At 67.7% G+C, this 21,732-nt stretch carries 16 protein-coding genes; 11 read left to right on the top strand and 5 right to left on the bottom strand.

Translation table 11 applies throughout. From position 1 onward, the window contains the following. The first annotated feature begins 13 nt into the window (after positions 1–13). The gene (locus tag RJ1_RS28105) at positions 14–931 is read left to right on the top strand and encodes a mechanosensitive ion channel family protein (protein ID WP_073365805.1); all 918 of its coding nucleotides are present in this window, start codon (positions 14–16) and stop codon (positions 929–931) included. Between the two features lie 46 nt (positions 932–977). Next, entirely contained in the window at positions 978–2,318 is a 1,341-nt protein-coding gene (locus tag RJ1_RS28100) for a cryptochrome/photolyase family protein (RefSeq protein ID WP_073365804.1), read from the top strand. Positions 2,319–2,339: 21 nt separating this feature from the next. Here RJ1_RS28100 and RJ1_RS28095 read toward each other — a convergent pair whose 3' ends face one another. Next, positions 2,340–3,563: an MFS transporter gene (locus tag RJ1_RS28095; RefSeq protein WP_073365803.1), complete on the bottom strand. Its 1,224-nt coding sequence runs from the start codon at positions 3,561–3,563 to the stop codon at positions 2,340–2,342. A gap of 98 nt (positions 3,564–3,661) precedes the next feature. Here RJ1_RS28095 and RJ1_RS28090 point away from each other — a divergent pair, with 98 nt between their 5' ends. Further along, positions 3,662–4,249 (top strand): TetR/AcrR family transcriptional regulator, encoded by a 588-nt coding sequence (locus RJ1_RS28090; RefSeq protein ID WP_073365802.1) that lies wholly within the window; start codon positions 3,662–3,664, stop codon positions 4,247–4,249. A gap of 4 nt (positions 4,250–4,253) precedes the next feature. Here the strand turns inward: RJ1_RS28090 and RJ1_RS28085 are convergent, their stop codons facing one another. Together RJ1_RS28085 and RJ1_RS28080 are read right to left on the bottom strand one after the other, a co-directional pair. Then, a complete protein-coding gene (locus RJ1_RS28085) occupies positions 4,254–6,173 on the bottom strand; it encodes a propionyl-CoA synthetase (protein WP_240319776.1) in 1,920 nt (639 codons plus the stop codon). Between the two features lie 141 nt (positions 6,174–6,314). Further along, on the bottom strand, positions 6,315–7,352 hold the full coding sequence (locus RJ1_RS28080; RefSeq protein WP_073365800.1) for an alpha/beta hydrolase: 1,038 nt from the start codon (positions 7,350–7,352) through the stop codon (positions 6,315–6,317). Positions 7,353–7,496: 144 nt separating this feature from the next. Between RJ1_RS28080 and RJ1_RS28075 the strand changes: the two genes are divergently transcribed. The 4 genes from RJ1_RS28075 (at position 7,497) to asnB (ending at position 11,756) form a co-directional block, all read left to right on the top strand. Then, positions 7,497–8,171, top strand: a complete 675-nt coding sequence (locus RJ1_RS28075; protein ID WP_073365799.1) for a GOLPH3/VPS74 family protein — start codon at positions 7,497–7,499, stop codon at positions 8,169–8,171. Positions 8,172–8,238: 67 nt separating this feature from the next. Beyond that, positions 8,239–8,481: a hypothetical protein gene (locus tag RJ1_RS47900; RefSeq protein WP_240319775.1), complete on the top strand. Its 243-nt coding sequence runs from the start codon at positions 8,239–8,241 to the stop codon at positions 8,479–8,481. After that, on the top strand, positions 8,433–9,614 hold the full coding sequence (locus RJ1_RS28070; RefSeq protein ID WP_240319774.1) for an HNH endonuclease signature motif containing protein: 1,182 nt from the start codon (positions 8,433–8,435) through the stop codon (positions 9,612–9,614). Before RJ1_RS47900 ends, RJ1_RS28070 begins: the two co-directional genes overlap by 49 nt. A gap of 300 nt (positions 9,615–9,914) precedes the next feature. Beyond that, on the top strand, positions 9,915–11,756 hold the full coding sequence (gene asnB / locus RJ1_RS28065; RefSeq protein WP_073365798.1) for an asparagine synthase (glutamine-hydrolyzing): 1,842 nt from the start codon (positions 9,915–9,917) through the stop codon (positions 11,754–11,756). Here asnB and RJ1_RS28060 read toward each other — a convergent pair. Continuing rightward, on the bottom strand, positions 11,753–13,246 hold the full coding sequence (locus tag RJ1_RS28060; RefSeq protein WP_073365797.1) for an acetyl-coenzyme A carboxylase carboxyl transferase subunits beta/alpha: 1,494 nt from the start codon (positions 13,244–13,246) through the stop codon (positions 11,753–11,755). The two genes, asnB and RJ1_RS28060, sit on opposite strands and share 4 nt — an antisense overlap. A 203-nt stretch (positions 13,247–13,449) precedes the next feature. Here RJ1_RS28060 and RJ1_RS28055 point away from each other — a divergent pair, with 203 nt between their 5' ends. From RJ1_RS28055 to RJ1_RS28040, 4 genes are read left to right on the top strand one after another with little or no spacing between them, the layout of a single operon-like run. Continuing rightward, the gene (locus RJ1_RS28055; RefSeq protein WP_073365796.1) at positions 13,450–14,274 is read left to right on the top strand and encodes an FAD binding domain-containing protein; all 825 of its coding nucleotides are present in this window, start codon (positions 13,450–13,452) and stop codon (positions 14,272–14,274) included. Further along, a complete protein-coding gene (locus RJ1_RS28050) occupies positions 14,274–16,991 on the top strand; it encodes a molybdopterin-dependent oxidoreductase (RefSeq protein WP_073365795.1) in 2,718 nt (905 codons plus the stop codon). The genes RJ1_RS28055 and RJ1_RS28050 overlap by 1 nt, the downstream gene beginning before the upstream one ends. Positions 16,992–17,008: 17 nt before the next feature. After that, on the top strand, positions 17,009–17,992 hold the full coding sequence (locus tag RJ1_RS28045; RefSeq protein WP_073365794.1) for an antibiotic biosynthesis monooxygenase: 984 nt from the start codon (positions 17,009–17,011) through the stop codon (positions 17,990–17,992). A gap of 21 nt (positions 17,993–18,013) precedes the next feature. After that, positions 18,014–18,481, top strand: a complete 468-nt coding sequence (locus RJ1_RS28040; RefSeq protein WP_073365793.1) for an SRPBCC family protein — start codon at positions 18,014–18,016, stop codon at positions 18,479–18,481. 6 nt (positions 18,482–18,487) lie between these two features. On the opposite strand, the gene RJ1_RS28035 is transcribed toward RJ1_RS28040, so the two are convergent. Further along, positions 18,488–21,673 (bottom strand): multicopper oxidase family protein, encoded by a 3,186-nt coding sequence (locus tag RJ1_RS28035; protein WP_073365792.1) that lies wholly within the window; start codon positions 21,671–21,673, stop codon positions 18,488–18,490. Positions 21,674–21,732 lie beyond the last annotated feature (59 nt).

Below are 21,732 nucleotides of genomic sequence, written 5' to 3'. Positions count from 1 at the left end.
ACACTCGGGGTCGATGTTTTCTTCACTGCAGGCATTCGAATTGACCGAAACCAACCGTGACTGGCTCATTCACCGACCGGCGGAGATCGCGACCTACGTCGTCCTGGCGCTCGTGCTGCGCTTCGCATTGCACCGGATGATCGACCGGATGACGCGGCCCCGGGAGCCTTCCGACAAACCGGCCATGCTCCGTCCCCTGCGGGAACGCGCCCCGCGTGGCGTCAAGGAGGCAATGGTCAACGAGCGTCGCGCGCAGCGCGCCCGGACGATCGGGTCGGTGCTCAAATCGACGGTGTCGATCGTGGTGCTCGTCTGGGTGGTGCTCCAGGTCCTCGCCGTCCTCGGCGTCAACGTCGCCCCGTTCATTGCGTCCGCCGGTGTGATCGGTGTCGCACTCGGTTTCGGTGCGCAGAACCTCGTCCGGGACTTCCTGTCGGGCATCTTCATGTTGCTCGAGGATCAGTACGGTGTCGGCGACGTCGTCGACCTCGGCGAGGCCGTGGGAACGGTCGAGACGGTGGGTCTGCGGGTCACGACGATCCGCGACGTCAACGGCACCCTCTGGTACTGCCGCAACGGGGAGATCGTGCGCGTCGGCAACATGAGCCAGGGGTACGCGGTCGCGGTGGTCGATCTGCCGATTGCGCACGCCGCCAACGTGCAGCGGGCGTGCGAGGTGGCGCTCGAGGCCGTCACCGAGGCGGCCCAGGGCGACGCGATCGCCGCGGACGTGCTCGAACCCCCGGAACTGCTCGGCGTCAACTCGGTGACCGCGGAATCGGTCACACTGCGCATCACCGCGCGGACCAAGCCCGGCAGGCAGTGGGCGGTGCAGCGGACGTTCGCCCGCGCGGCGCTGTCGGCGTTCGAGCACTACGACATCGACGCCCCCTACCTGTCGGTGCTGTCGTCTGCTCGCTCCACCAACTGACTCGCTCCACCAACCGATCGGCCCGCGCTTCGTTACCGTGGCAGACATGGACACCGCACTCGTCTGGTTCCGGCGCGACCTCCGGCTCGGCGACCTGCCGACGCTTCACATGGTCGCCGAGACGGGGGCGCGTGCGCTGGGTCTGTTCGTCCTCGACGACCGGTTGCTGAAGACTTCGGGCGGCGCCCGCCGGGACTTCCTGTTCCGCAGCCTCGCCGCGCTGGACGACGGACTCGACGGCCGGTTGCTGGTGGTGAAGGGCGATCCCGTCGACGTGGTCCCGAGGGTGGCGAAGAAGGTGTCGGCCGAAGAGGTGCATGTGAGCGCCGACTACGGACCGTACGGTCGCGAGCGTGACGCCACGGTCGCCGAGCACGTCGAACTCGTGGCCACCGGATCGCCGTACGCGGTGGCACCGGGCCGGGTGACCAAGACCGACGGGGAGCCGTACCGCGTGTTCACCCCGTACTTTCGGCAGTGGCTCGAACACGGGTGGCGCGCCCCGATCGACACCGGTCCGGCGATGGTGGAGTGGGTGGACCCGGACGACGTGAAGACTCGGCGGGCGAAGATCCCCGAACCCGAATCCGAGGGGTACGCCGCGGGTGAGGCGGCGGCGCTGGAGCGGTGGGCGGAGTTCTGCGAGGACGACCTCTCCGGGTACGAGGACGCGCGCGATCGTCCCGGTCTCGACGCGACCAGTCGGATGTCGGTGTACCTCAAGTACGGCAACATTCATCCGCGGACGATGCTCCGCGACCTCGCGCGCCGGCGCAGCAAGAGCGCCGAGCAGTACCGCCGTCAGCTCGCGTGGCGGGACTTCTACGCCGACATCCTCTTCCAGCGGCCCGACAGTGCGCGCGGCAACTACGACCGCCGGTTCGACCACATCCGCTACGACAGCGGACCCAACGCCGAGGAGGCGTTCACGGCGTGGTGCGAGGGCCGGACGGGATTCCCGATCGTCGACGCCGGGATGCGTCAGCTGAAAGCCGAAGCCTGGATGCACAATCGGGTGCGGATGATCGTCGCGTCGTTCTTCGTCAAGGATCTGCACCTGCCGTGGTGGCGGGGTGCCCGGTACTTCATGAATCAGCTGGTGGACGGGGATCTGGCCAACAACCAGCACGGCTGGCAGTGGACCGCGGGGTCGGGAACGGACGCGTCGCCGTACTTCCGGGTGTTCAACCCGACGACGCAGGGGGAGAAGTTCGACCCCGACGGCGAATACGTGCGCCGGTGGGTCCCCGAGTTGCGTGGCATCTCGGGGAAGGCGGTCCACACTCTGAAAGATGGTCGCCCCGAGGACTATCCGCCGCCGATCGTCGATCACGCCCACGAACGGCAGGAGGCACTCGCCCGGTACGGCGAGATCAAGGCCCTGTGAGTACTTATTAACCGCGGGCGGTTAACAAGTACTCACAGGCGCTTTGCGCACGAGGAGCCCGAGGAATGCCGCAGTGGCGAGGGCGATGACGAGTCCGCCATAAATGCGGGTGGTGTCGACGAGCCCGACCTTTCCGACGAGGTATCCGGCGGCCAGTGCCGGAACGCTGTTGGCGAGGTAGGCGATCACGTAGATGCTCGACAGCAGTCCCGCGCGCTCGTGCGGTTCGGCGAGCGGCATGACGGTGCGGATGGTGCCCTGGAAGCCGGCACCGAATCCGACGCCCGCCACCGCGGTCCCCGCGAGAATCCACAGCGCCGAGGATGTTTCGGCGCCGACCAGGGTGATGGCGACCCCGGCGACGAGGGCAGAGGCCCCGACGTACAGGATGCGCCGTGCCGCCACGTTGCGCAGCACGAACACCGCGAAGGCGCCGGTTCCGGTGAGCGTCGCGACCATGACGGCGCCGATCAGCGACGTGTGCACGTCGAGCGCGTTGCGGGCGAGCGAAGGTCCGAGCGACAGGTAGAAGCCGCCGAGCGCCCACACGGCGACCAGGCAGGGGCCCGTGAGGACGAGCATGCCCAGTGCGGTGGACGGGACCGCGAGCGTCGGCCGCATCGACGCCAGTGCCCCCTTCTGCCGGACTGCCGTCTCGGGAGCAGCCCAGATGCCGAGGATCTCGACGACGAACAGCGCGCAGAACACCAGGAACACGGTGCTGGTGGGCCGGGGAAGGTGCTCGCTGATCAGGCTCGATCCGATGGCGCCGAGCGCGAGGCCGACGGTGGGCGCGATGCTGTTGACGGTGGCACCGCGTCCGGGCTTGCGTTCGAGGTCGAGGAGTGTGGAACCGAGCGCGCTGATCGCGGCGCCGGTGGCGAATCCCTGCACGACCCGGGCGAACAGCAGGAGCCCGATGCCTTCGGCCGTCGCGAACATGACCATCGAGGCGGCCTCGAACACGAGCGCCGTCATCAGCACGGGCCGGCGGCCGACGTAGTCGGAGAGCGACCCCACGGTGAGCAGCGCCAGCAGCAGGCTCACGGCGTAGATGCCGAAGACCAGCGTCGACTGCAGTGACGAGAAACCCCAGTTCGACTGGTACACCTCGTAGAGCGGTGTCGGGGCGGCTGATGCGCCGAGCAGGGTGGCGATCACGACCGCGACGAGCGTGAAGGCGGCCCCGCGGCGCAGTGCGGGTCGCGAGGTCGGTGGCACTTCGGGTGCGGCAAGGGTCGTCATGGCGTACTCCCGGAGAACGTTAATGCAAAAGGTTTGCGTTAACGGACGGTACGCCGCAGCCATTCTTAATGCAACATCTTTGCGTTAGCATGGGGGGCATGAGTCCGGCTCCAGGTCCACGTCCCGGTGGTCGCAGCGCCCGTATCCAGCAGGCGGTGCACGCGTCCACGCGCAAACTTCTCGACGAGCGCGACCGAGCGGACATCACCGTCCCGATGATCGCTGCCGACGCCGGCGTCACCCCGTCGACCATCTACCGGCGCTGGGGTGACATCACCGAGGTGTTCGCGGACGTCGCGATCGAACGACTGCGTCCCGACACGCCCCCGCGTGAAACCGGCAGTGCGCGAGGTGACCTCGTCGCGTGGGCGCAGGACTATCTCGAGGAGATGTCCTCACCGGTGGGGCGGGCGGCCTTGCGCGATGTCGTGATGAGCGGCGACACCGTCAGGTCCGAGGACGGCACCAATCCGTTCAAGTGCGCGACGTTCTGCCGCACCCAGATCGAGACGATCCTCGGGCGCGGCGAACCCGCCGGCTCACCCGCGCCGAGTGTGGTCGAGCACGTGATCGACCACGTGGTGGCGCCGATCATCTACCGCATCCTGTTCGACCTCGACCCGCTCGAACCGGACCGCGTCGAGGTGCTGGTGGATCACGCACTCGACGCGGCCACCCGGGCCTGAGCGGTCAGCCGCCCAGTTGCTTCTTCAGCGCGTCGAGCACGGTGACGTCCTCGATGGTGGAGGGCACGGTGTACTCCTCGTGGTCGGCGATCTGCCGCATCGTCTTGCGCAGGATCTTGCCCGAGCGAGTCTTGGGCAGCGCCTGCACGACCGTCACGTCGCGGAACGTGGCGACGGCGCCGATCTGCTCGCGCACCATCGCGACCAGTTCGCTACGGAGTGTCTCCAGGTCGATCTCGACCCCGGCCTTGAGCACCACGTAGCCGCTGGGCCGCTGGCCCTTGAGTTCGTCGCGGATCCCGACCACCGCGCACTCCGCCACGGCCGGGTGCCCCGCGACCACGGCCTCCATGCTGCCCGTCGAAAGCCGATGTCCGGCAACGTTGATGACGTCGTCGCTGCGGCCCAGGACGTACACGTACCCGTCCTCGTCGATGTAACCGGAGTCGCCGGTCAGGTAGTAGCCGTCGAACGTGGCGAGGTACGACCTCACATATCGCTCCGGGTCGCGCCACAACCCGGCCAGGGTGCCCGGAGGCAGCGGCAGCCCGATCACTATGTTGCCCTCGGCCCCCGCCGGAACCGCTCTTCCCTCGCCGTCGACGACCTCGACCCGGTACCCGGGCACCGGGACGGTGGGCGAGCCGGCCTTGAGCGGCATGGGTTCGAGTCCGCGCAGGTTGGCGCAGATCGCCCAGCCGGTCTCGGTCTGCCACCAGTGATCGACGACGGGACGGTTCAGGACCCGGGTGGCCCACGCGTACGTGTCGGGGTCGAGGCGCTCGCCCGCGGCGAACAGTGTCTTCAGTGAGGAGATGTCGTACTTGGCGATCTCCGTCGCGTCCGGATCGGCCTTGCGGACGGCGCGGATCGCGGTCGGTGCGGTGAACAGCGCCGACACACCGTGATCGGAGATCACCCGCCAGAATGCCCCCGCATCCGGGGTGCCGACCGGTTTGCCCTCGTAGAGCACGGACGTGGCACCGGCCAGCAGCGGCCCGTAGACGATGTACGAGTGCCCGACCACCCAGCCGACGTCGGATGCGGTCCACCACACCTCACCCGGGCCGATGTCGTAGATGTTGCGCATCGACCACGTCAGCGCGACGGCGTGCCCGCCGTTGTCGCGGATCACACCCTTCGGCTTCCCCGTGGTGCCGGACGTGTACAGGATGTACAGCGGGTCCGTCGCAGCCACCGGAACCGGCTCCGCGGGTGCCGCATCCGCGATCAGCGCGTCCCAGTCGAACCATGCCACCTCACCGCCGCGGTAGTCGGCGGCCGAACCCGGAATCTGCTCCCGGTCCTTGACGATCACCGTGTGCGGAGGGGTGCTCGACAACTCGAGGGCCTTCGCCACCATCGGCAGGTAGTCGACGGTGCGTCCCGGCTCGAGGCCGCCCGACGCCGTCACCAGGACCACCGGTCCGGCGTCGTCGATGCGGGTGGCGAGTTCCTTCGCGGCGAAACCGCCGAACACCACCGAGTGCACGGCACCGATGCGGGCGCACGCGAGCATCGCGATGGCCGCTTCGGGGATCATCGGCAGGTACACGATCACCCGGTCGCCGGCCACCACACCCTGGCCCTTCAGGACGCCGGCGAACCGGGACACCTCGTCGAGAAGTTCGGCGTACGTGTAAGTGCGGGACGCATCGGGGGCCATCGCGGAGTCGTAGATCAGTGCCGCCCGATCCCCGTTGCCGTCGCGCACGTGCCGGTCCAGAGCGTTGAAACACGTATTCAGCGACGCATCGGGGAACCACCGGTACATCGGGGCGGCGGAATCGTCGAGTGCCCGCGTCGGCGGCGTCACCCAGTCCACTGCCTCGGCCGCGGCGAGCCAGAACTCCTCCGGACGTTCGGCGCTCTCGCGGTAGACCTCCGCGTAGCTGTGACCGGCGTGCTCTGTCGCGGAGCTCATCGATGTCCGTCCTCTCGTCGTTCGTGTGACCTGAAACACCCTATGTGACGTCGGTGTCCAGCGACACCGTCCGGACGGCCGGGGCGCAGGCCTGCGCTGGGCGGCGGGTTTTCGTCGCCCAGCGGAGTTGCGGTGAACCGGTCAGAGACCGAGGGAGCCGGCGATCATGGGCCAGGAGTTGTGCAGGTCGTCCTGCCAGTAGCCCCACGAGTGGGTGCCGGTGGGCCGGAAGTCGTACGTGGCGGGGATTCCCAGGGCGTTGAGCTTGTCGGCGAGTTCATGGGTGCACTGATTGGTGCCCGCCTCGATGATGCCGCCGATGATCACCTGGTTGGCCAGGGTCCCCACATCGCCGTTGATATCCGGGCCGTTGAGGTTCTCGTGAATGCCGGGCAGTCCGGTGGCATTGCTGATGTACAAGTCGATTCCGCGCAGCTTCTCGGCGTTGACGACGGGGTCGTTGGCCACCCAGGCGGGGTCGTCGGGTGGTCCCCACATGTTCTCGACATCTCCGCCTCGGAAGCTGACGACGAAGGTGACATAGTCCCGCCCCGGTTTGGTGCTCGTCTGGGCGCACCCGCTGAACGCGCCGACCGCGCGATACAGGGAGGGGGCTGCCTCGGCCAGGCTCAGGACGGACGTGCCCGACATCGACAGTCCCGCGATGGCATTTTCACCGTTCGTTCCGAGTGTGGCGTCGACGATCGGGGGAAGTTCCTCGGTGAGGAAGGTGGTCCACTTGTTCACGCCGAGGACGGGATCGGGCTTCTCCCAGTCGGTGTAGTAGCTGTACGCGCCACCGACGGGAGTGACGACATTGACATTCTTGTCGGCGAAGAAGTCGACCACGTCGGTCCTCGCCTGCCAGGTCGCCGAATCCTCGCCGCCACCGGCGCCGTTGAGCAGGTACAGCGTCGGCCGGGGCACGCTCGTATCGGCGGGGCGGATCACCTCGAGGAGAATCACTTTCTCCATCGCCGCGGAGTAGACGTACATGTTCAGCTGACGGTCGTCGATCTCCTCGATGTGGTCGAGGACGGATCCGTCTGCCGACGCCGGCTTGTCGACGGGAAGGGCCCGCCACTCGTCCGCCGACGCCGCGGCCACCTGACCGAACATGGCAGACGACGCAACGACGGCGACCGCCAGGACTGCCCGACAGTGTCCGATCGCGCTCATAGCCGCTCCTCGTGCTTGACTGCGGTGCCCGACAACCGTCTGGTGAATACTCCGAATATTCCCCCTTCACGGTAACCGGCAAACATTCCCCGGGGCGGCTGAACGGACACCGGACTTCGCCGCGACGCCGCCTATCGTGGAAGTATGACGCTGCTCGCCGAAGACCTGCTGTTGCTGCTTCTCGACGACGCCTCGGGCAAGCCCGTCGTGGACGGGACTCGGATGCCGCGCGTCCTCGCCGGCGCCGTTCTTCTGGAACTGGCCCTCGATGACGTCGTCACCCCCGCCGAACTCGGCGAGGACGTGAAGAAGGGGCGTCTCGTCGTCCGGGACGGAGCGCGACCTCAGGATCCGCTGCTCGCTCGGGCCGTCGACCTCATCGGTACGTCCAAGCCGATGAAACCGGAGACAGCCATCGAGAAGCTCGCCAAGAACCTGCGCGACGAACTCGCGAAACGCATCGTCGACGCGGGCTGGGTCCGCGAGGAGAAGGGCAAGGTGCTGGGCATCTTCCCCACCACGCGGTGGCCGGAGGTCGACGGACGCCACGAACGCGCGGTGCGCTCCGAGCTGAGCGCCGCGATCCTCGACGGGGTCACCCCCACTCCGCGCACCGCCGCGCTCGTCTCCCTTATGTCCGCTGTCGACGCCGCGCCGAAGTTGTTCCCCGACGCCGATCGTCGCGCCGTGAAGAAACGGGCGAAGGAGATCTCCGAAGGCGAATGGGCGGGCAAGGCAGTGCGCAAATCCGTCGAGGCCGTCAACGCCGCCATCATCGTCGCCGCCACTGTGCCCGCCATCGTCGCGGGGAGTGGGTAGAACCGCTCCGGGCGCGGATTGTTGTGGGGTCTTGTGGAGCGCAACGACTTTCGCTACTGTAGAACGCATGTTCGATACGGGGGTATTCGATCGAGGGGTCCGTGAGACGATCTGCTGTCTCGCCGACGCGGAATCCGATGTGGGTCTGGTCGAGTTGATGACCGATCTGCATCGCAGTGAGTCGGTGGTGGCCGAACGGAAGCTGGCGGTGATTGCCGAACTCTTCGTTCGTCGAACCGCGGAAGTCGAATCCGACGGGGCGTGGACCTCGACCACGAAGTGGTCGAGGCCGAGATCGGTGCCGCGCTGACCATGGGGCGAGCGTCGGCGGGTCGGCTGATCGGACTGGGTATGGCTCTGCGCACCCGGTTGCACGCCACCCGCGAGGCCATGGCGCGCGGTGATCTGGACATGTACCGGGTGCGCCTGATCGACGATGCGACGGCAAACGTCGGCGACGAGCGGATCGGTGAAGTCGAACATCAACTCCTCGAACAGGTTCTGGCCCTGCCACGCTCCGGTGGAACCGGGCTGACCGGCCGCAGGCTGACGAACGCCGCGAATCGCATCATCGCGAGGCTCGACCCGGCGGGGGTGCGGGCCAAGCGGGAGAAGGCGCAGGCGGACAGGTTCGTCGGAGTCGGCGCGGCGGAGGACGGTATGTGTCGAATCCTCGGATCGCTTCCCGCGGCGCAGGGACGTGCATTCGACGCGCGATTGCGCGAACTGGCAAACACCGTGTGCCCGAAAGATCTTCGAACGTACGAACAGAGACGGGCCGACGGATTGTCCGCACTCATCGACGGGGTCGGGTTCGTGCAGTGTGAAAGCGGGCGGGTCGATTGCGGCCAGGACTCCCGCATCGCAGCGACGGCGCGCAAGCCTCTCGTGCACCTGATCATGCTCGACTCCACACTCGCGGGCGGCGACGAACCGGCCTATCTCGACGGCTACGGAATCGTCGATGCCGCGCATGCGCGCGACATCGCCGCCGCCGCGGATGTCGAACCGCTGCGGGCTCCGAGCGCTGTCGTCCCAACCACGTACCGTCCCGGCGCCGTACTCGACACCTGGATGCGGGTGCTGGCCGGCGGATGCGAATGGCTGCACTGTGGCGTTGCGGCGTGGAACACGGACCTCGATCACCATCGGCCATTCGACCACGCAGATCCCGCGGCCGGCGGTCCGACAGTGGCCGGCAACATGACCGCCTACTGTCGAAATCATCACCGGCTCAAACATTCCGGACACTGGACGGTGACCGCCGACGGTGGAATCGAGTTGATCGCGCCCACCGGTCACCGATACCGCCCGCGGTCGTCGGGGCTCCTGGGTGTCGGACGGAGCGATGCTGGCGGACGTGACCACGATGCCGGAAGCGACCATGTTGCTGGAAGTGGCCACGTCGCCGACGGGGGAGCGCTTCGCCGCACCTGTGAGTAGAACACGGCTGCCCGGATCCGGGCGGAGCGCCGCCGACGGCAGGCGCGCCTGGATGTGGCGCGGCGCCGGTCGCCCCACGCACGCGCAGCCGACACCTGCGCTGTCGACGACCCTGCGCCGTTCTGACGTGCGGCGTTCCGTGCCCCACCGGCTGTGCGTCGAAAAGGGTTACCGTGGAAGGTAGGTGGTTAGCAAGAGTAAAGAACTGTCAATGTGATCGCTACGGTTCGGACTCGGGCCCGCCGCCTCGCAACTGACCATGCGCCGAAGGAAGAGCGCCAGCGACAGCCGGAGGAAACAATGTGCGGAATCGCCGGATGGATCTCGTTCGAACGCGACCTACGCGTCGAACAGTCCACCGTGGATGCCATGGCCGAGACGATGAACTGCCGCGGGCCGGACGACCGTGGCACGTGGGTTGTCGAACATGCAGCGCTCGGGCATCGAAGGCTCGCGATCATCGACCTGCCGGGCGGGCACCAGCCGATGAGCGTGGAGACCCCTGGCGGCACCGTGGCGATGGTCTACTCCGGTGAGGTCTACAACTTCGGTGAACTGCGTGAGGAGTTGTACGGGCGCGGGCACCGGTTCGTCACGGACTCCGACACCGAGGTGGTCCTCCACGGGTACCTGGAATGGGGGGAGGCCGTCGCCGAGCGCCTCAACGGCATGTACGCATTCGCCATCTGGGATTCGCGCACCGACACACTCGTGATGATCCGTGACCGTATGGGCATCAAACCGTTCTACTACTACAAGACTCCCGACGGTGTGCTGTTCGGTTCGGAACCTAAAGCGATCCTTGCCAATCCGATCGCCGAGTCGACCGTCACGATGGACGGGATCCGCGAGTTGTTCGCGTTCGTGAAGACGCCGGGCCACGCAGTGTGGGAGGGCATGCGCGAGGTGGAACCGGGCACGGTGGTCACCGTCTCCCGCACCGGGCTGCGCACCCACCGGTACTGGACTCTGCAGACGCGTCCGCACACCGACGACCGGGACACGTCCGTCGCACACGTCCGGGAACTCCTCGACGACATCGTGCGCCGGCAACTGATCGCCGACGTACCGCGGTGCACCCTGCTGTCCGGTGGTCTCGACTCCTCGGCGATGACCGGAATCGCCGCCGAGCAGCTTGCCGAGGTCGGCGAGACGGTCCGGACGTTTGCCGTCGACTTCGTCGGCCAGACCGAGCATTTCGTCGCGGACGAACTGCGGGGCACCCCGGACGCCCCGTATGTGCACGACGTGGCCCGGCGATCCGGCACCGCGCACCAGGACATCGTCCTCGACTCCGACGCGTTGGCCGACCCCGCCGTGCGTGCGAAGGTCATCCGGGCACGCGACATTCCCATGGGCCTCGGCGACATGGACGCGTCGCTGTATCTGCTGTTCAAGGCGATCCGTCGGCACTCGACGGTGGCGCTGTCCGGTGAGTCGGCAGACGAGGTGTTCGGCGGGTACAAGCAGTTCTTCGACCCGAAGGCACAGCAGGCCGACACCTTCCCGTGGCTCGTACAGTTCGCCGAGCATTTCGGCGACGAGAGCAACATCTTCACCCCGGAGGTGACGGCCGGGTTGAACATGGATGCGTACGTGCAGGACTCGTATTCCTCAGCCGTATCCGGGATCGACCGGTTGGACGGTGAATCCGACTTCGAATGGCGGATGCGGAAGATCTGCTACCTGCACCTGACGCGTTTCGTGCGGGTCCTGCTCGATCGCAAGGACCGCGCCAGCATGGCCGTCGGACTCGAGGTGCGGGTGCCGTTCTGCGATCACCGGTTGGTCGAGTACGTCTACAACACACCGTGGTCGCTGAAGACGTTCGACGGCAAGGAGAAGTCGTTGCTGCGAGCCGCGACGAGGGATGTGCTGCCGCAGTCGGTGATCGATCGGGTGAAGTCGCCGTATCCGTCCACCCAGGACCCCAAGTATGCGGTGGCGTTGCAGCAGCACGGCAAGGAGCTGCTCAGCGACCCCACGCACCCGGTGTTCGGCCTGGTCAGTGCGGACTGGCTGGCGCGGGCGGTGTCCGTCGACACGCCGCAGATCACTCAGGTGTCGCGCCGCGGACTCGAGCGCACCCTCGACCTGGCGCTGTGGCTGGACATGTACAACCCGACGATCAAACTGTCTTAGTGCAGCCCGAGGTTCCGGTAGCGGGCGAGTCGGGCCGCGAAGCGTTCGCTCTCGGGAACCCCGGTCAGCGCGCGGAGTTCGCGGGAGATGGCCTCGCCGACCCGCTTGGAGAAGTCGACGGGCTCGTCGGCGGCATCGGGGTGCTCGGGGATGATGGCGTCGATGACGCCGTCCCGCAGCAGATCGAGTGAGCGGATGCCCTGCGCGGCCGCCATCTCGGGTGCGTGGGTGGTGTCGCGGTGGACGATGGCGCTGGCGCCTTCGGGCGGAAGCGGGGCCAGCCACCCGTTCTGAGCGGCGAGCACGCGGTCGGCGGGGAGGAAGGCGAGCGCCCCGCCGCCCGTGCCCTGACCGAGCAGGACCGACACGGTCGGCGTCTTCAGGGTCACGAGGTCGGAGATGCAGCGTGCGATCTCGGGGGCCAGTCCGCGTTCCTCCGCCTCCTTCGACAGTGCGGCGCCGAGGGTGTCGATCACCAGGACCAGCGGGATCTGCAACTCCTCGGCCAGTCGCATGCCTCGGCGTGCCTCGCGCAGAGCGGCGGGGCCCATCGTGTTCAGGGCGGATTGGCCGGCGCGGTCCTGCCCCAGCAGCACGCACGGTGCGCCGCGGAAACGGGCCAGCGACAACAACACCGTCCCCTCGGTCTCGCCCTGGCCGGTGCCGCTGAGGGGGACCTGTTCGGTGGCGGCGTGCCGCAGCAGGTGGCGGATGCCGGGCCGGTCGGCGCGCCGCGACAGCATCACCGACTGCCAGGCGGGTACGTCGGGAATGTCGGTGGCCGGCGCCGGCTCGGTGACGTCGGGTGACGTGGGCGGGTCGATCAGCACCCGCAACGCTCGATGCACGAGCCGCCGCAGGCGGGTGGCGGGCACGACGCCGTCGATGACACCGTTGCGGTAGAGGTTCTCGGAGGTCTGCACGCCGTCGGGGAACTTCTCGCCGTACAGGGCTTCGTAGACGCGGGGTCCGAGGAACCCGACGAGTGCACCGGGTTCGGCCACCGTGATGTGCCCGAGAGAACCCCAGGACGCGAACACGCCGCCGGTGGTCGGGTTCCGCAGATACACCAGATAGGGGAGATGGGCGGCCTTGTGGGTGGCGACGGCCGCCGCGATCTTCACCATCTGCACGAAGGCGACGGTGCCCTCCTGCATGCGTGTGCCCCCCGACGTGGGCGAGGCGAGCAGGGGGAGACCCTCACGGGTGGCGCGTTCGATGGCGGAGACGATCCGCTCGGCGGCGGCCACGCCGATCGAACCGGCCAGGAATGCGAACTCGCAGGCGATCACCGCGACCGGGCGGCCGCGGACGGTGCCGACACCGGTGATCACCGATTCGTCGACGCCCGACTTGTCGGCGGCCTTCTGCAGGTCGGCGCGGTACTTCTCGTTCGGCCGCGCGTCGACGGGTGTGGTGTCCCAGGAGACGAAGCTGCCGGCGTCCAGTACCAGCTCGAGCACGTCGTGGGCGGAGATCTTGGCGGCCATGGCCCTGAGAGTAGCGGTCGGGCCGGGGCGGGGGATGTCTGCTACGGCGGGTGACGGTCGCTCTCGGCCGCGGAACACGGCAAACAGCGCCCGGGTGGAACCCGGCAATTAACACCGAGACCGCTGCCGCGGTGTCTAAAGTCAGATGGGTTGACGCAGGCCGGGTACGAGAACGACGACATTTTCCCGAGTGGAGCAGTCATATGGACCTCAACACCATCACCGACGTCGTGCGGCGACCACCCGACCGGCCGGGTTCGGAGTGGCGCGACGGCGACGCCTGGCTGGCCGGCGGAACGTGGTTGTTCTCCGATCAGCAGCCCCACCTGCGCCGTCTCGTCGATCTCACGACGCTCGGCTGGGAACCGCTGGTGCGGAGCGACGCGGGCCTCGAGATCGGGGCGACGTGCACGATCCGTGACCTGTATGCGTTTGCGCCGCCGGACGACTGGCGCGCCGGGTCGTTGTTCGGGACGAGCTGTGAGGCCTTCCTGGCATCGTTCAAGATCTGGAATTCGGCCACGGTGGGCGGCAACATCTGCATGTCACTGCCGGCGGGCCCGATGATCACGATGACGGTCGCGCTCGAGGCGACGTACACGCTGTGGGCCGTCGACGGATCCGAGCGCACCGTCGATGCCGCCGACTTCGTCACGGGCAACCACGAGAACGTACTGGCGCCGGGTGAGGTCCTGCGGCGCATCGACATTCCGGTCACCGCTCTGCGCAAGCGTCACACGCACCGCCGCTTCACGCTGACGCACCTGGGCCGGTCGACGCTCTTCATGATCGGCACCCGGACGCCCGGCACCGACGACTTGCTGCTCACGATCACGGCGGGCACCACACGTCCGATCCGCCTGGCGTTCGACGCCGCGCCCGACGCGGAGGCACTGCAGCAGAGCATCGATGCGATACCCGCGGACGAGTGGTTCGACGACCCCAACGGCACACCAGACCACCGTCGCCACCTGGCGAAGCATTTCGCCGAGGAGATCCGGACCGAGTTCGCGGCAGGAGACCGGTGATGACGTACACCGTGAACGGCAGGACGTTCGACGAGGAGCCGAATCCCGGCCAGTGCCTGCGTACGTTCGTGCGTTCGCTGGGCCATCACGGCGTCAAGAAGGGTTGTGACGCAGGAGATTGCGGAGCCTGCACGGTGTGGCTCGACGGAGACCCGGTGCACAGTTGCATCACGCCCGCGTTCCGCGCGGAGGGGCGTGAGGTGACCACGATCGAAGGCCTCGGCACGCCCGACGACCTGCACCCGCTGCAACGGCAGTTCCGGGACGCCCCCGGCTTCCAGTGTGGCTTCTGCACCGCGGGGATGATCATGACGTCGGCGACGTTCACCGACGCCCAGAAGCAGGACCTGCCCCGAGCGTTGAAGGGCAATCTGTGCCGCTGCACCGGGTACCGGGCGATCGAGGACGCGGTGAACGGCGTCGCCGCGATCGAGGTCGCCGAACCGGGCCGGGCCGTCGGCACCAGCGTCGGGGCGCCCGCCGCCACCGACGTCGTCACGGGCCGCGCCGAGTTCACGATGGACACCGCGATCGACGGCCTGCTGCACCTGAAGGTGCTGCATTCCCCGCATGCCCACGCCCGCATCGTCTCGATCGACACGGCGGCGGCGCTCGCCGTCCCCGGTGTGCACCGTGTGTACACGTGGGAGGACGTGCCCCGGAAGCGGTTCACGACCGCCATCCACACCGATCACCTCGTCGACCCCGACGATACGTACATCCTCGACGACACGGTCCGCTTCGCCGGCCAGCGGGTGGTCGCGGTGCTGGCGGACACGGTCGGCGCCGCGGAGGAGGGCTGCCGCGAGGTGGTCGTCGAATACGACGTGTTGCCTGCGGTGTTCGACCCGGAGGAGGCGATGGCCGACGGCGCACCGCAGTTGCATGGTTCGGACGACCCGTTCGTCCGCGATCCTGTGCACAACATCCTGCTCGAGCTCCACGGGGAGGTGGGCGACATCGAGGCGGGGTTCGCCGAGGCCGACGTGATCCACGAGGGCACCTACTTCACCCCGCGCGTGCAGCACGCTCATCTCGAGACGCACGGGTCGATCGCCTGGATGGAGGACGGCCGCCTGCACGTGCGCACGAGTTCGCAGTCGCCGTCGATCGCCAAGGTCAAGCTGGCTCACCTGTTCGACCTGCGCCCCGACCAGCTGCGCGTGTTCTGCAAGCGTGTCGGTGGCGCTTTCGGCGGCAAGCAGGAGGTGTTCTCGGAGGATCTCGTCGCGCTTGCGACCCTCGACACGGGCAGGCCGGTCTGCTTCGAGTTCACCCGGGAGGAAGAATTCACGACGGCGTCGCCGCGGCATCCGATGAAGCTGACCATCACGCTCGGCGCCCGGTCGGACGGCACGCTCACCGCGTTCCAGGTGCGCAACGTGTCGAACACCGGGGCGTACGGGAACCACGGGGGTGAGACGTTGTTCGCGGCCGGTGCCGCCATCTCGGCGTACCGGTGTCTCAACAAGAAGTTCGATGCGTACGCCGTCTACACGAACAGCGTGCCCAGCGGAGCGCTGCGGGGCTACGGGATGACCCAGCCCGCCTTCGCGGTGGAGTCCGCGATGCACGAGCTGGCGGTCGCCCTCGATATCGACCCGCTCGAGTTGCGGCGCCGCAACATCGTCCGCCCCGGTGACTCACTCGTGGCGATCGACGACGTCCCCGACGACGTCGGGTTCGGGGAGGACGGACTCGGGCAGTGCATCGACCTCGTCGACGACGCATTGCGGCGGACCGCGAACGGGCAGGTGCTGGGCGACGACTGGCTCGTCGGCGAGGGCACCGCGAGTTCGCTGCACGAGACCGCGCCTCCGACCGAGCACATCTCCGAGGCGTGGGCGACGCTCGGCGACGACTGTGTGTACGAACTCGCCGTCGGTACCGTCGAATTCGGTGAGGGGACGTCGACTGCGCACGTGCAGATCGCGGCCACCCATCTCGGCACCACACCCGCACGGATCCGTCTCGTGCAGTCCGACACCGACCGTACGGGTTTCGATACGGGGGCCTTCGCCAGCGCCGGCCTCTTCGTCGCCGGCAACGCCGTGTCGAACGCCTCCGTTGCCCTGCGCGACCGCATCCTGGCGTTCGCCGCCGCGCACACCGGAGTCGACGTGACCGAGTGCTCGATGGACGACGACGGGGTGCTCTGCGGGAGCACCCGAGTGCCGTTGACCGACCTTCTCGCCGCGGCCCGTCGCCGGGGCATCCGGTTCACCGTGGCGCGCAAGGCGTACGGGTCGCCGCGCAGCGTCGTCTCCAACACCCACGGTTTCCGCATCGCCGTCCACCGGATCACGGGCGAGATCCGAATCCTCTACAGCGTGCAAGCCGCGGACGTCGGGGTCGTCATCAACCCGGTGCAGGTGCGCGGTCAGATCGAGGGCGGCGTCGCCCAGGGAATCGGCTTCGCGTTGACCGAGAATTTCCACGTCGACGCGAACGGCGTGATGATCAACCCGAACCTGCGCAACTACCGCATCCCCACCTACGCCGACATTCCCCGCACCGAAGTGCTGCTGGTCGAGTCGGATGACTCCGTCGGGCCGATGCGGGCGAAGGGAATGGCGGAGTGCTGCATCAACCCGGTGGCGCCTGCGCTGGCCAACGCCCTGGAAAACGCGACGGGTGTGCGTTTTCGCGAGTTGCCGCTCACTCCCGAGCGGATCTACCACCGAATCGGCGAGAACCGATCGGTTCCGACGACCTGAGCCGTGAGGAGAGGGCGATGGACACCGAGAAGCCCACCGAGAAATCCACCGGCAGCGCCGCGACGGTCATCATCGGCCAGAAGGTGCGCGCCGGATCCGAGGAGGCGTTCGAGGCCTGGCAGCAGGACATGAATGCCGCCGCGTCCCATTACCCCGGATTCCTCGGCGCCGAGATCTCCGCACCCACCGCCGTGCAACCCGACTGGGTCGTGGTCTACCGCTTCGACTCCGTCGCCCACGTGCAGGCGTGGATCAACAGCGCCACCCGGCAGGACCGCCTGGACGCGGGGCAGCAGTACTTCGACGGCCCCGCCACCCAGCAGGTCATCAGCGGCGGCACGCGGGAGACGGATCCGCTGGTGACGGTCGTCGTGACGCATCGCGTCGATCCGAAGCACGTCGACGACTTCCTCGTCTGGCAGGACCGACTGCGACTGGAGGAGAGCAAGTTCGACGGCTTCCGCGGCAGCGAACTGTTCCGCCCGATCGAGGGGGTCCAGGACGAGTGGACCGCGCTGTACCGCTACGACAGCGCGGCCGACCTCGACGTGTGGCTCACGTCGGAGAACCGCCGGGAACTTCTCGCGGAGGGGGAGAAGTTCCACGACTTCGAATTGCGCACCATCGACAACTCATTCGGGAGCTGGTTCGCGTTCGACGAGAAGGGCAACGAGGCGCCCCCGCCGTCCGAGACCAAGACATCGATCGCGGTGTGGGTCGGTCTCTATCCCACCGTCGTGATCCTCACCCTCGCGCTGTCGCCGCTGAAGATGCCGCTGTGGCTCGGTCTGCTCATCGGAAACCTGCTGTCCAGCTTCATCATGAGCTTCGTGACGATGCCGTACTACGTAAACCGTCTGCTCGCGCGTTGGCTGAGGCCGCCCCCGGACGTCCCGGTGGCGAAGACGAACCGTCGCGGGGTCGCGGTGGTCGCCGGGGCTATGGTGTTCTGGGTCGTCGTCTTCTACTTGGTGACCATCCAGTTCTGGACCCTGCCCTGAGAAGAGAGAAACGGGTGCCTCATGTCAGCCTCGGAAATCCGGGTGAGCCGAACGATCGATGCGCCGGTCGGCGCCGTATGGGCGGTCCTCACCGACCTCGACAACGCGGAGTCGGTGCTGAGCGGTGTGGAGAAGCTCGAACGGCTCGACTCGACGAAGTACGAAGTCGGCACGCGGTGGCGTGAGACCCGGGTGCTGTTCGGGAAGTCGTCGACCGAGGAAATGTGGGTCACGGAGATCGACCCGGAGAAGCGCACCGAGGTGAAGGCGTCGTCCCACGGCGCGGACTACACGACGGTGTTCACCCTGTCGCCTGCCGGTGACGGCACAACCCTGACCTTTCATTTCTCCGCGGAACCCACTGGCCTGGGCGCGTTGTCGAAGTTCATGATGAAACTGTTCGGCTCCTTCGCGCTGAAGGCCACCACCAAGGCGATCCGGCGCGATCTCGACGACATCGCCGCCGCGGCCGCGAAGCGCGCCGGCTGACCGGGTCTACCGGCCGCCGAGGGGCACGGGCCCCGTCGTCGCGGGGAGCGTGGGGAGTGTGCCCAGCGGCAACGGCACGACCGTCGTGGACTGCGGGTCCGGGCGGCCGAGCCCGAACTTGCGGACCTCGGTGCCGCCGGCGCCGGCGCCGCTGACCAGGAGGTCGGCGCCGGTGGTGGTGCTGGTCGTGGCGACCTGCACGCCGATGCCGGGAGGGCCGCCGGCGAACGGCGCGAACGACGCGATCTGTGTGAAGGCGACGGCGCCGTCGGAGTGATGGTTCGGGCTCTCGAGATACATGCTCGGTTCACCGTCGAGGCGCGACCCGCTCGACCACACCCGCACCGTGCCGTCGCCGCCGAGCATGCCGGTGACGATGCTCTTCGCGCCGCCCTCGGCGCCGGCCACCCACCCCGTGGACAGGGACACGCCGTCGTGGTAGCTCTCGTCGAACGCCAGGAACTCCGATGTCGTTCGCGGCCCGCCGGTGTGGCCGGCGTGCTCGTCCGCGCTGCCGTTCGATGCGGCGGCGGCGGTCGGCTCGAACAGGTCGTAGCGGAACGTCTTCACCCGGGGCGCTTCTCCCGGACCCGGGGCGGTGACGATGCTCGCCCGGCCCGAGGCGGCGTCGACCAGCCCTGTCGCGACCGTGACCCCGGACTGCGATCCGGGGTAGGGCGTGAAGGCCGAGAACGGTTCGGGTACCGAACCCTTCTCGGTGGGCAGCGTCGACGAGAACACCTTCACCTGCGATTCGGTGCCGGGGCCGGTGCCGACGATGATGTTGTCGGCCAGCGCGTTTCCGTCGATGTCGGCGCCCGCGACGGTCACGCCGCCGTGGAAGCCGGCGTCGAACGGGGCGAACCGGGTCAGTTCGGAGGTGAACGGGCCGGAGCCGACGTCGTTGCCGTCGTAGGCGACGACCTCCGGTGCCACGCCCGCGCCGGTCCCGGCGACGAGGTCGAGAATCATGTCGCCGTTGACATCGGCCATCGCCACCGTCGGGGCGCCCTCGAAGGCCGGGAACGGCGTGACGGCGGCGATCACCTTGTCGCCGTTGCCGTCGTGGACCTGCACGGTCGCGGGGGTACCCGGGGTTCCCGGCACCGCCACCGCGTACGTCGACACTTCGGGGATCACGTTGACGGTGGCCATCAGCCCGTTGTCTTCATGGTTGAGGCGATGGCAGTGGATCACGAAGGTGCCCGTGTATTCGGTGAACTTGGTGCGCAGCGTCACCGATGCCGGAACGAGGGCGTTCTCGTTTGCGTCCGTCACGGGTGCGGGCACGTTGACGTTGTCCTCACCCCACGGTTGCACCCCGGTCCTGGTGCCCGCGACGGGATCCACGATCTCCATCACCTGGAAGTCGTTGACGTGGATGTGCATCGGATGCTCGTCGTTGTTGAGATTCGTGATCGTCCATTCCTCCACCGAATTGAGCCTGGGCTGGATCAACGGGATGTTCGGGAAGGTGTTGTCGTCGAACTCGTACGTGAAGGCCTTCGGGTCGCTGTTGCTCGCCTTCTCGTTGCCGAACCCGCCGGAGACCGTCAGCGTGCGCTTCACGTCGGGTGTCATCACCGACGTGTCCACGAAGGACGTGTAGGCGTCGAGGTTCTGGCCGGGCTCGAACGGCGTGGTCGTGCCGTCACCGCTGTCGGGGGTCACGTGGAGGAGGGTCTGGGTGGGGAAGGTGAAGAAGCCGTCGGCGTAGCTGATCACGGACGGGTCGACGGTCACGGTGCCCAGGACGGCCGGCGGGTTCTCGGTGCCGTCGTTGGTGTACAGCACACCGGGGTTGGTGACGGGTTTCGCGCCTTCGAGCGGCGGCATGTCGAGCACCAGATCGCCAGTCTCCGGCATCGTCACCGCGATCGCATACCGCGACCCGGGCGGGATGACGAGCCGGGTTCCGTCACCGGCCACGGGCAACTGCACCTGGGTGAACGGATTGCCGTCCTGCCCGACGACGGAGAACTTCGGATGATTGCCCGTTGCCGTTTCGGTGAGCCTGAGCGGCATGTAGGCGAAGTCGCTGATGTTCGCCAGCACCCAGATCTCCGTCTGTCCCGGCTTCAGTTTCAGGTCCGGCTGGAACTGCCCGTTGACGGTGTATTGCACGTCGCGTTCGTTGTCCGGCAGCGACGGATCCGCCGGAACGTTCGTCGTGTCACTGGTGAAGCTCTGGAGATTGCCTGGCACGAACTGGTTCTGGCCGCGATGGTTGGCCGGGGACAGTGGTCCGGCGTACCAGTTGGTGACGTACCGGGAGCCCTCCGAAGTCTCGGAGAAGTTCACCGGCGCCAGGCTCGGCGAGTACGTGCCGTCCGCGAGCTGCGTCCCCTCCGGCGGCTTCAGCGTGGACACGAACTGTGGCCAGTTCGGGTCGTTCAGCTGGTGGCCGTTGCCTTTACGGTCGAAGACGAAGTTGTACTGCAGCGCCATGTCGCGAATGGGTACGTCGTTCTGCGTCACCAGGGGAAGGTTGCCGTCGGGCCGCCCGATCTCCAGCAGTCCCGCGAGCCCCGCGTACGTCTGCTGCGCGGTCAGGGTGTGACGGTGACTGTGGTACCAGTACAGGCCGTTCGGCATGTCCTTCGGCACCGCGTAGTCGTACACGTTGCCCATCCCGGCGGGGATGTCGAGCAGGACGTTGTCGGCGTTGCCGTCCGGGCTCACGTGCAACCCGTGCGTGTGCAGGTTCAGCGGCGCCGACGCGAGGGCAGGCGGGTAGATCGGCACCTCACCGCCCGCCGGAGTGAAGGCGGGGTCGTAGAAGTCCTCGACCGTCAGGTTCTGCAGATCGTTGTCGTAGTGGATGATCAGGCGTTCACCCGGGTCGACCCGCAATGTCGGTGCCGGGTAGATGTCGTCGCCGCTGGTCGAGCCGTCCGAACTCGTGCCCTGCAGGAGCTCGTATCCGAAGAGCAGGAAGTTGGACACCGGTTCCGAGACGGTGTCGAGATCGACCGTCCCCTGATGGGCGGACAGCCGGACCTCGAGCACTCCGTTCTCGCTCGACAGCTTGACCGGCTCCTGGTACGCGACGGGGGAGCCGTCGGGGCCGGCGTTGCCACCGCCGCCCGCAGTGGTCGGCTCGTCGGACGTGCAGGCCGTGAACATCAGCGTCATGGACGCGACCACGGCGACCGCGACCGCGACGATCGGCTTCCTGCGACGGACGACCATGGGGTTCCCCGTTCCACGACGGCAGCTGAGCAGCATCGATCGACGATTCGAAGACTACA

The sequence above is a fragment of the Rhodococcus jostii NBRC 16295 genome (assembly GCF_001894825.1).
Classification (GTDB): domain Bacteria; phylum Actinomycetota; class Actinomycetes; order Mycobacteriales; family Mycobacteriaceae; genus Rhodococcus_F; species Rhodococcus_F jostii.
Note: the sequence above shows the minus strand (reverse complement) of the source record. Positions and strands in the feature narration are given on the sequence as shown.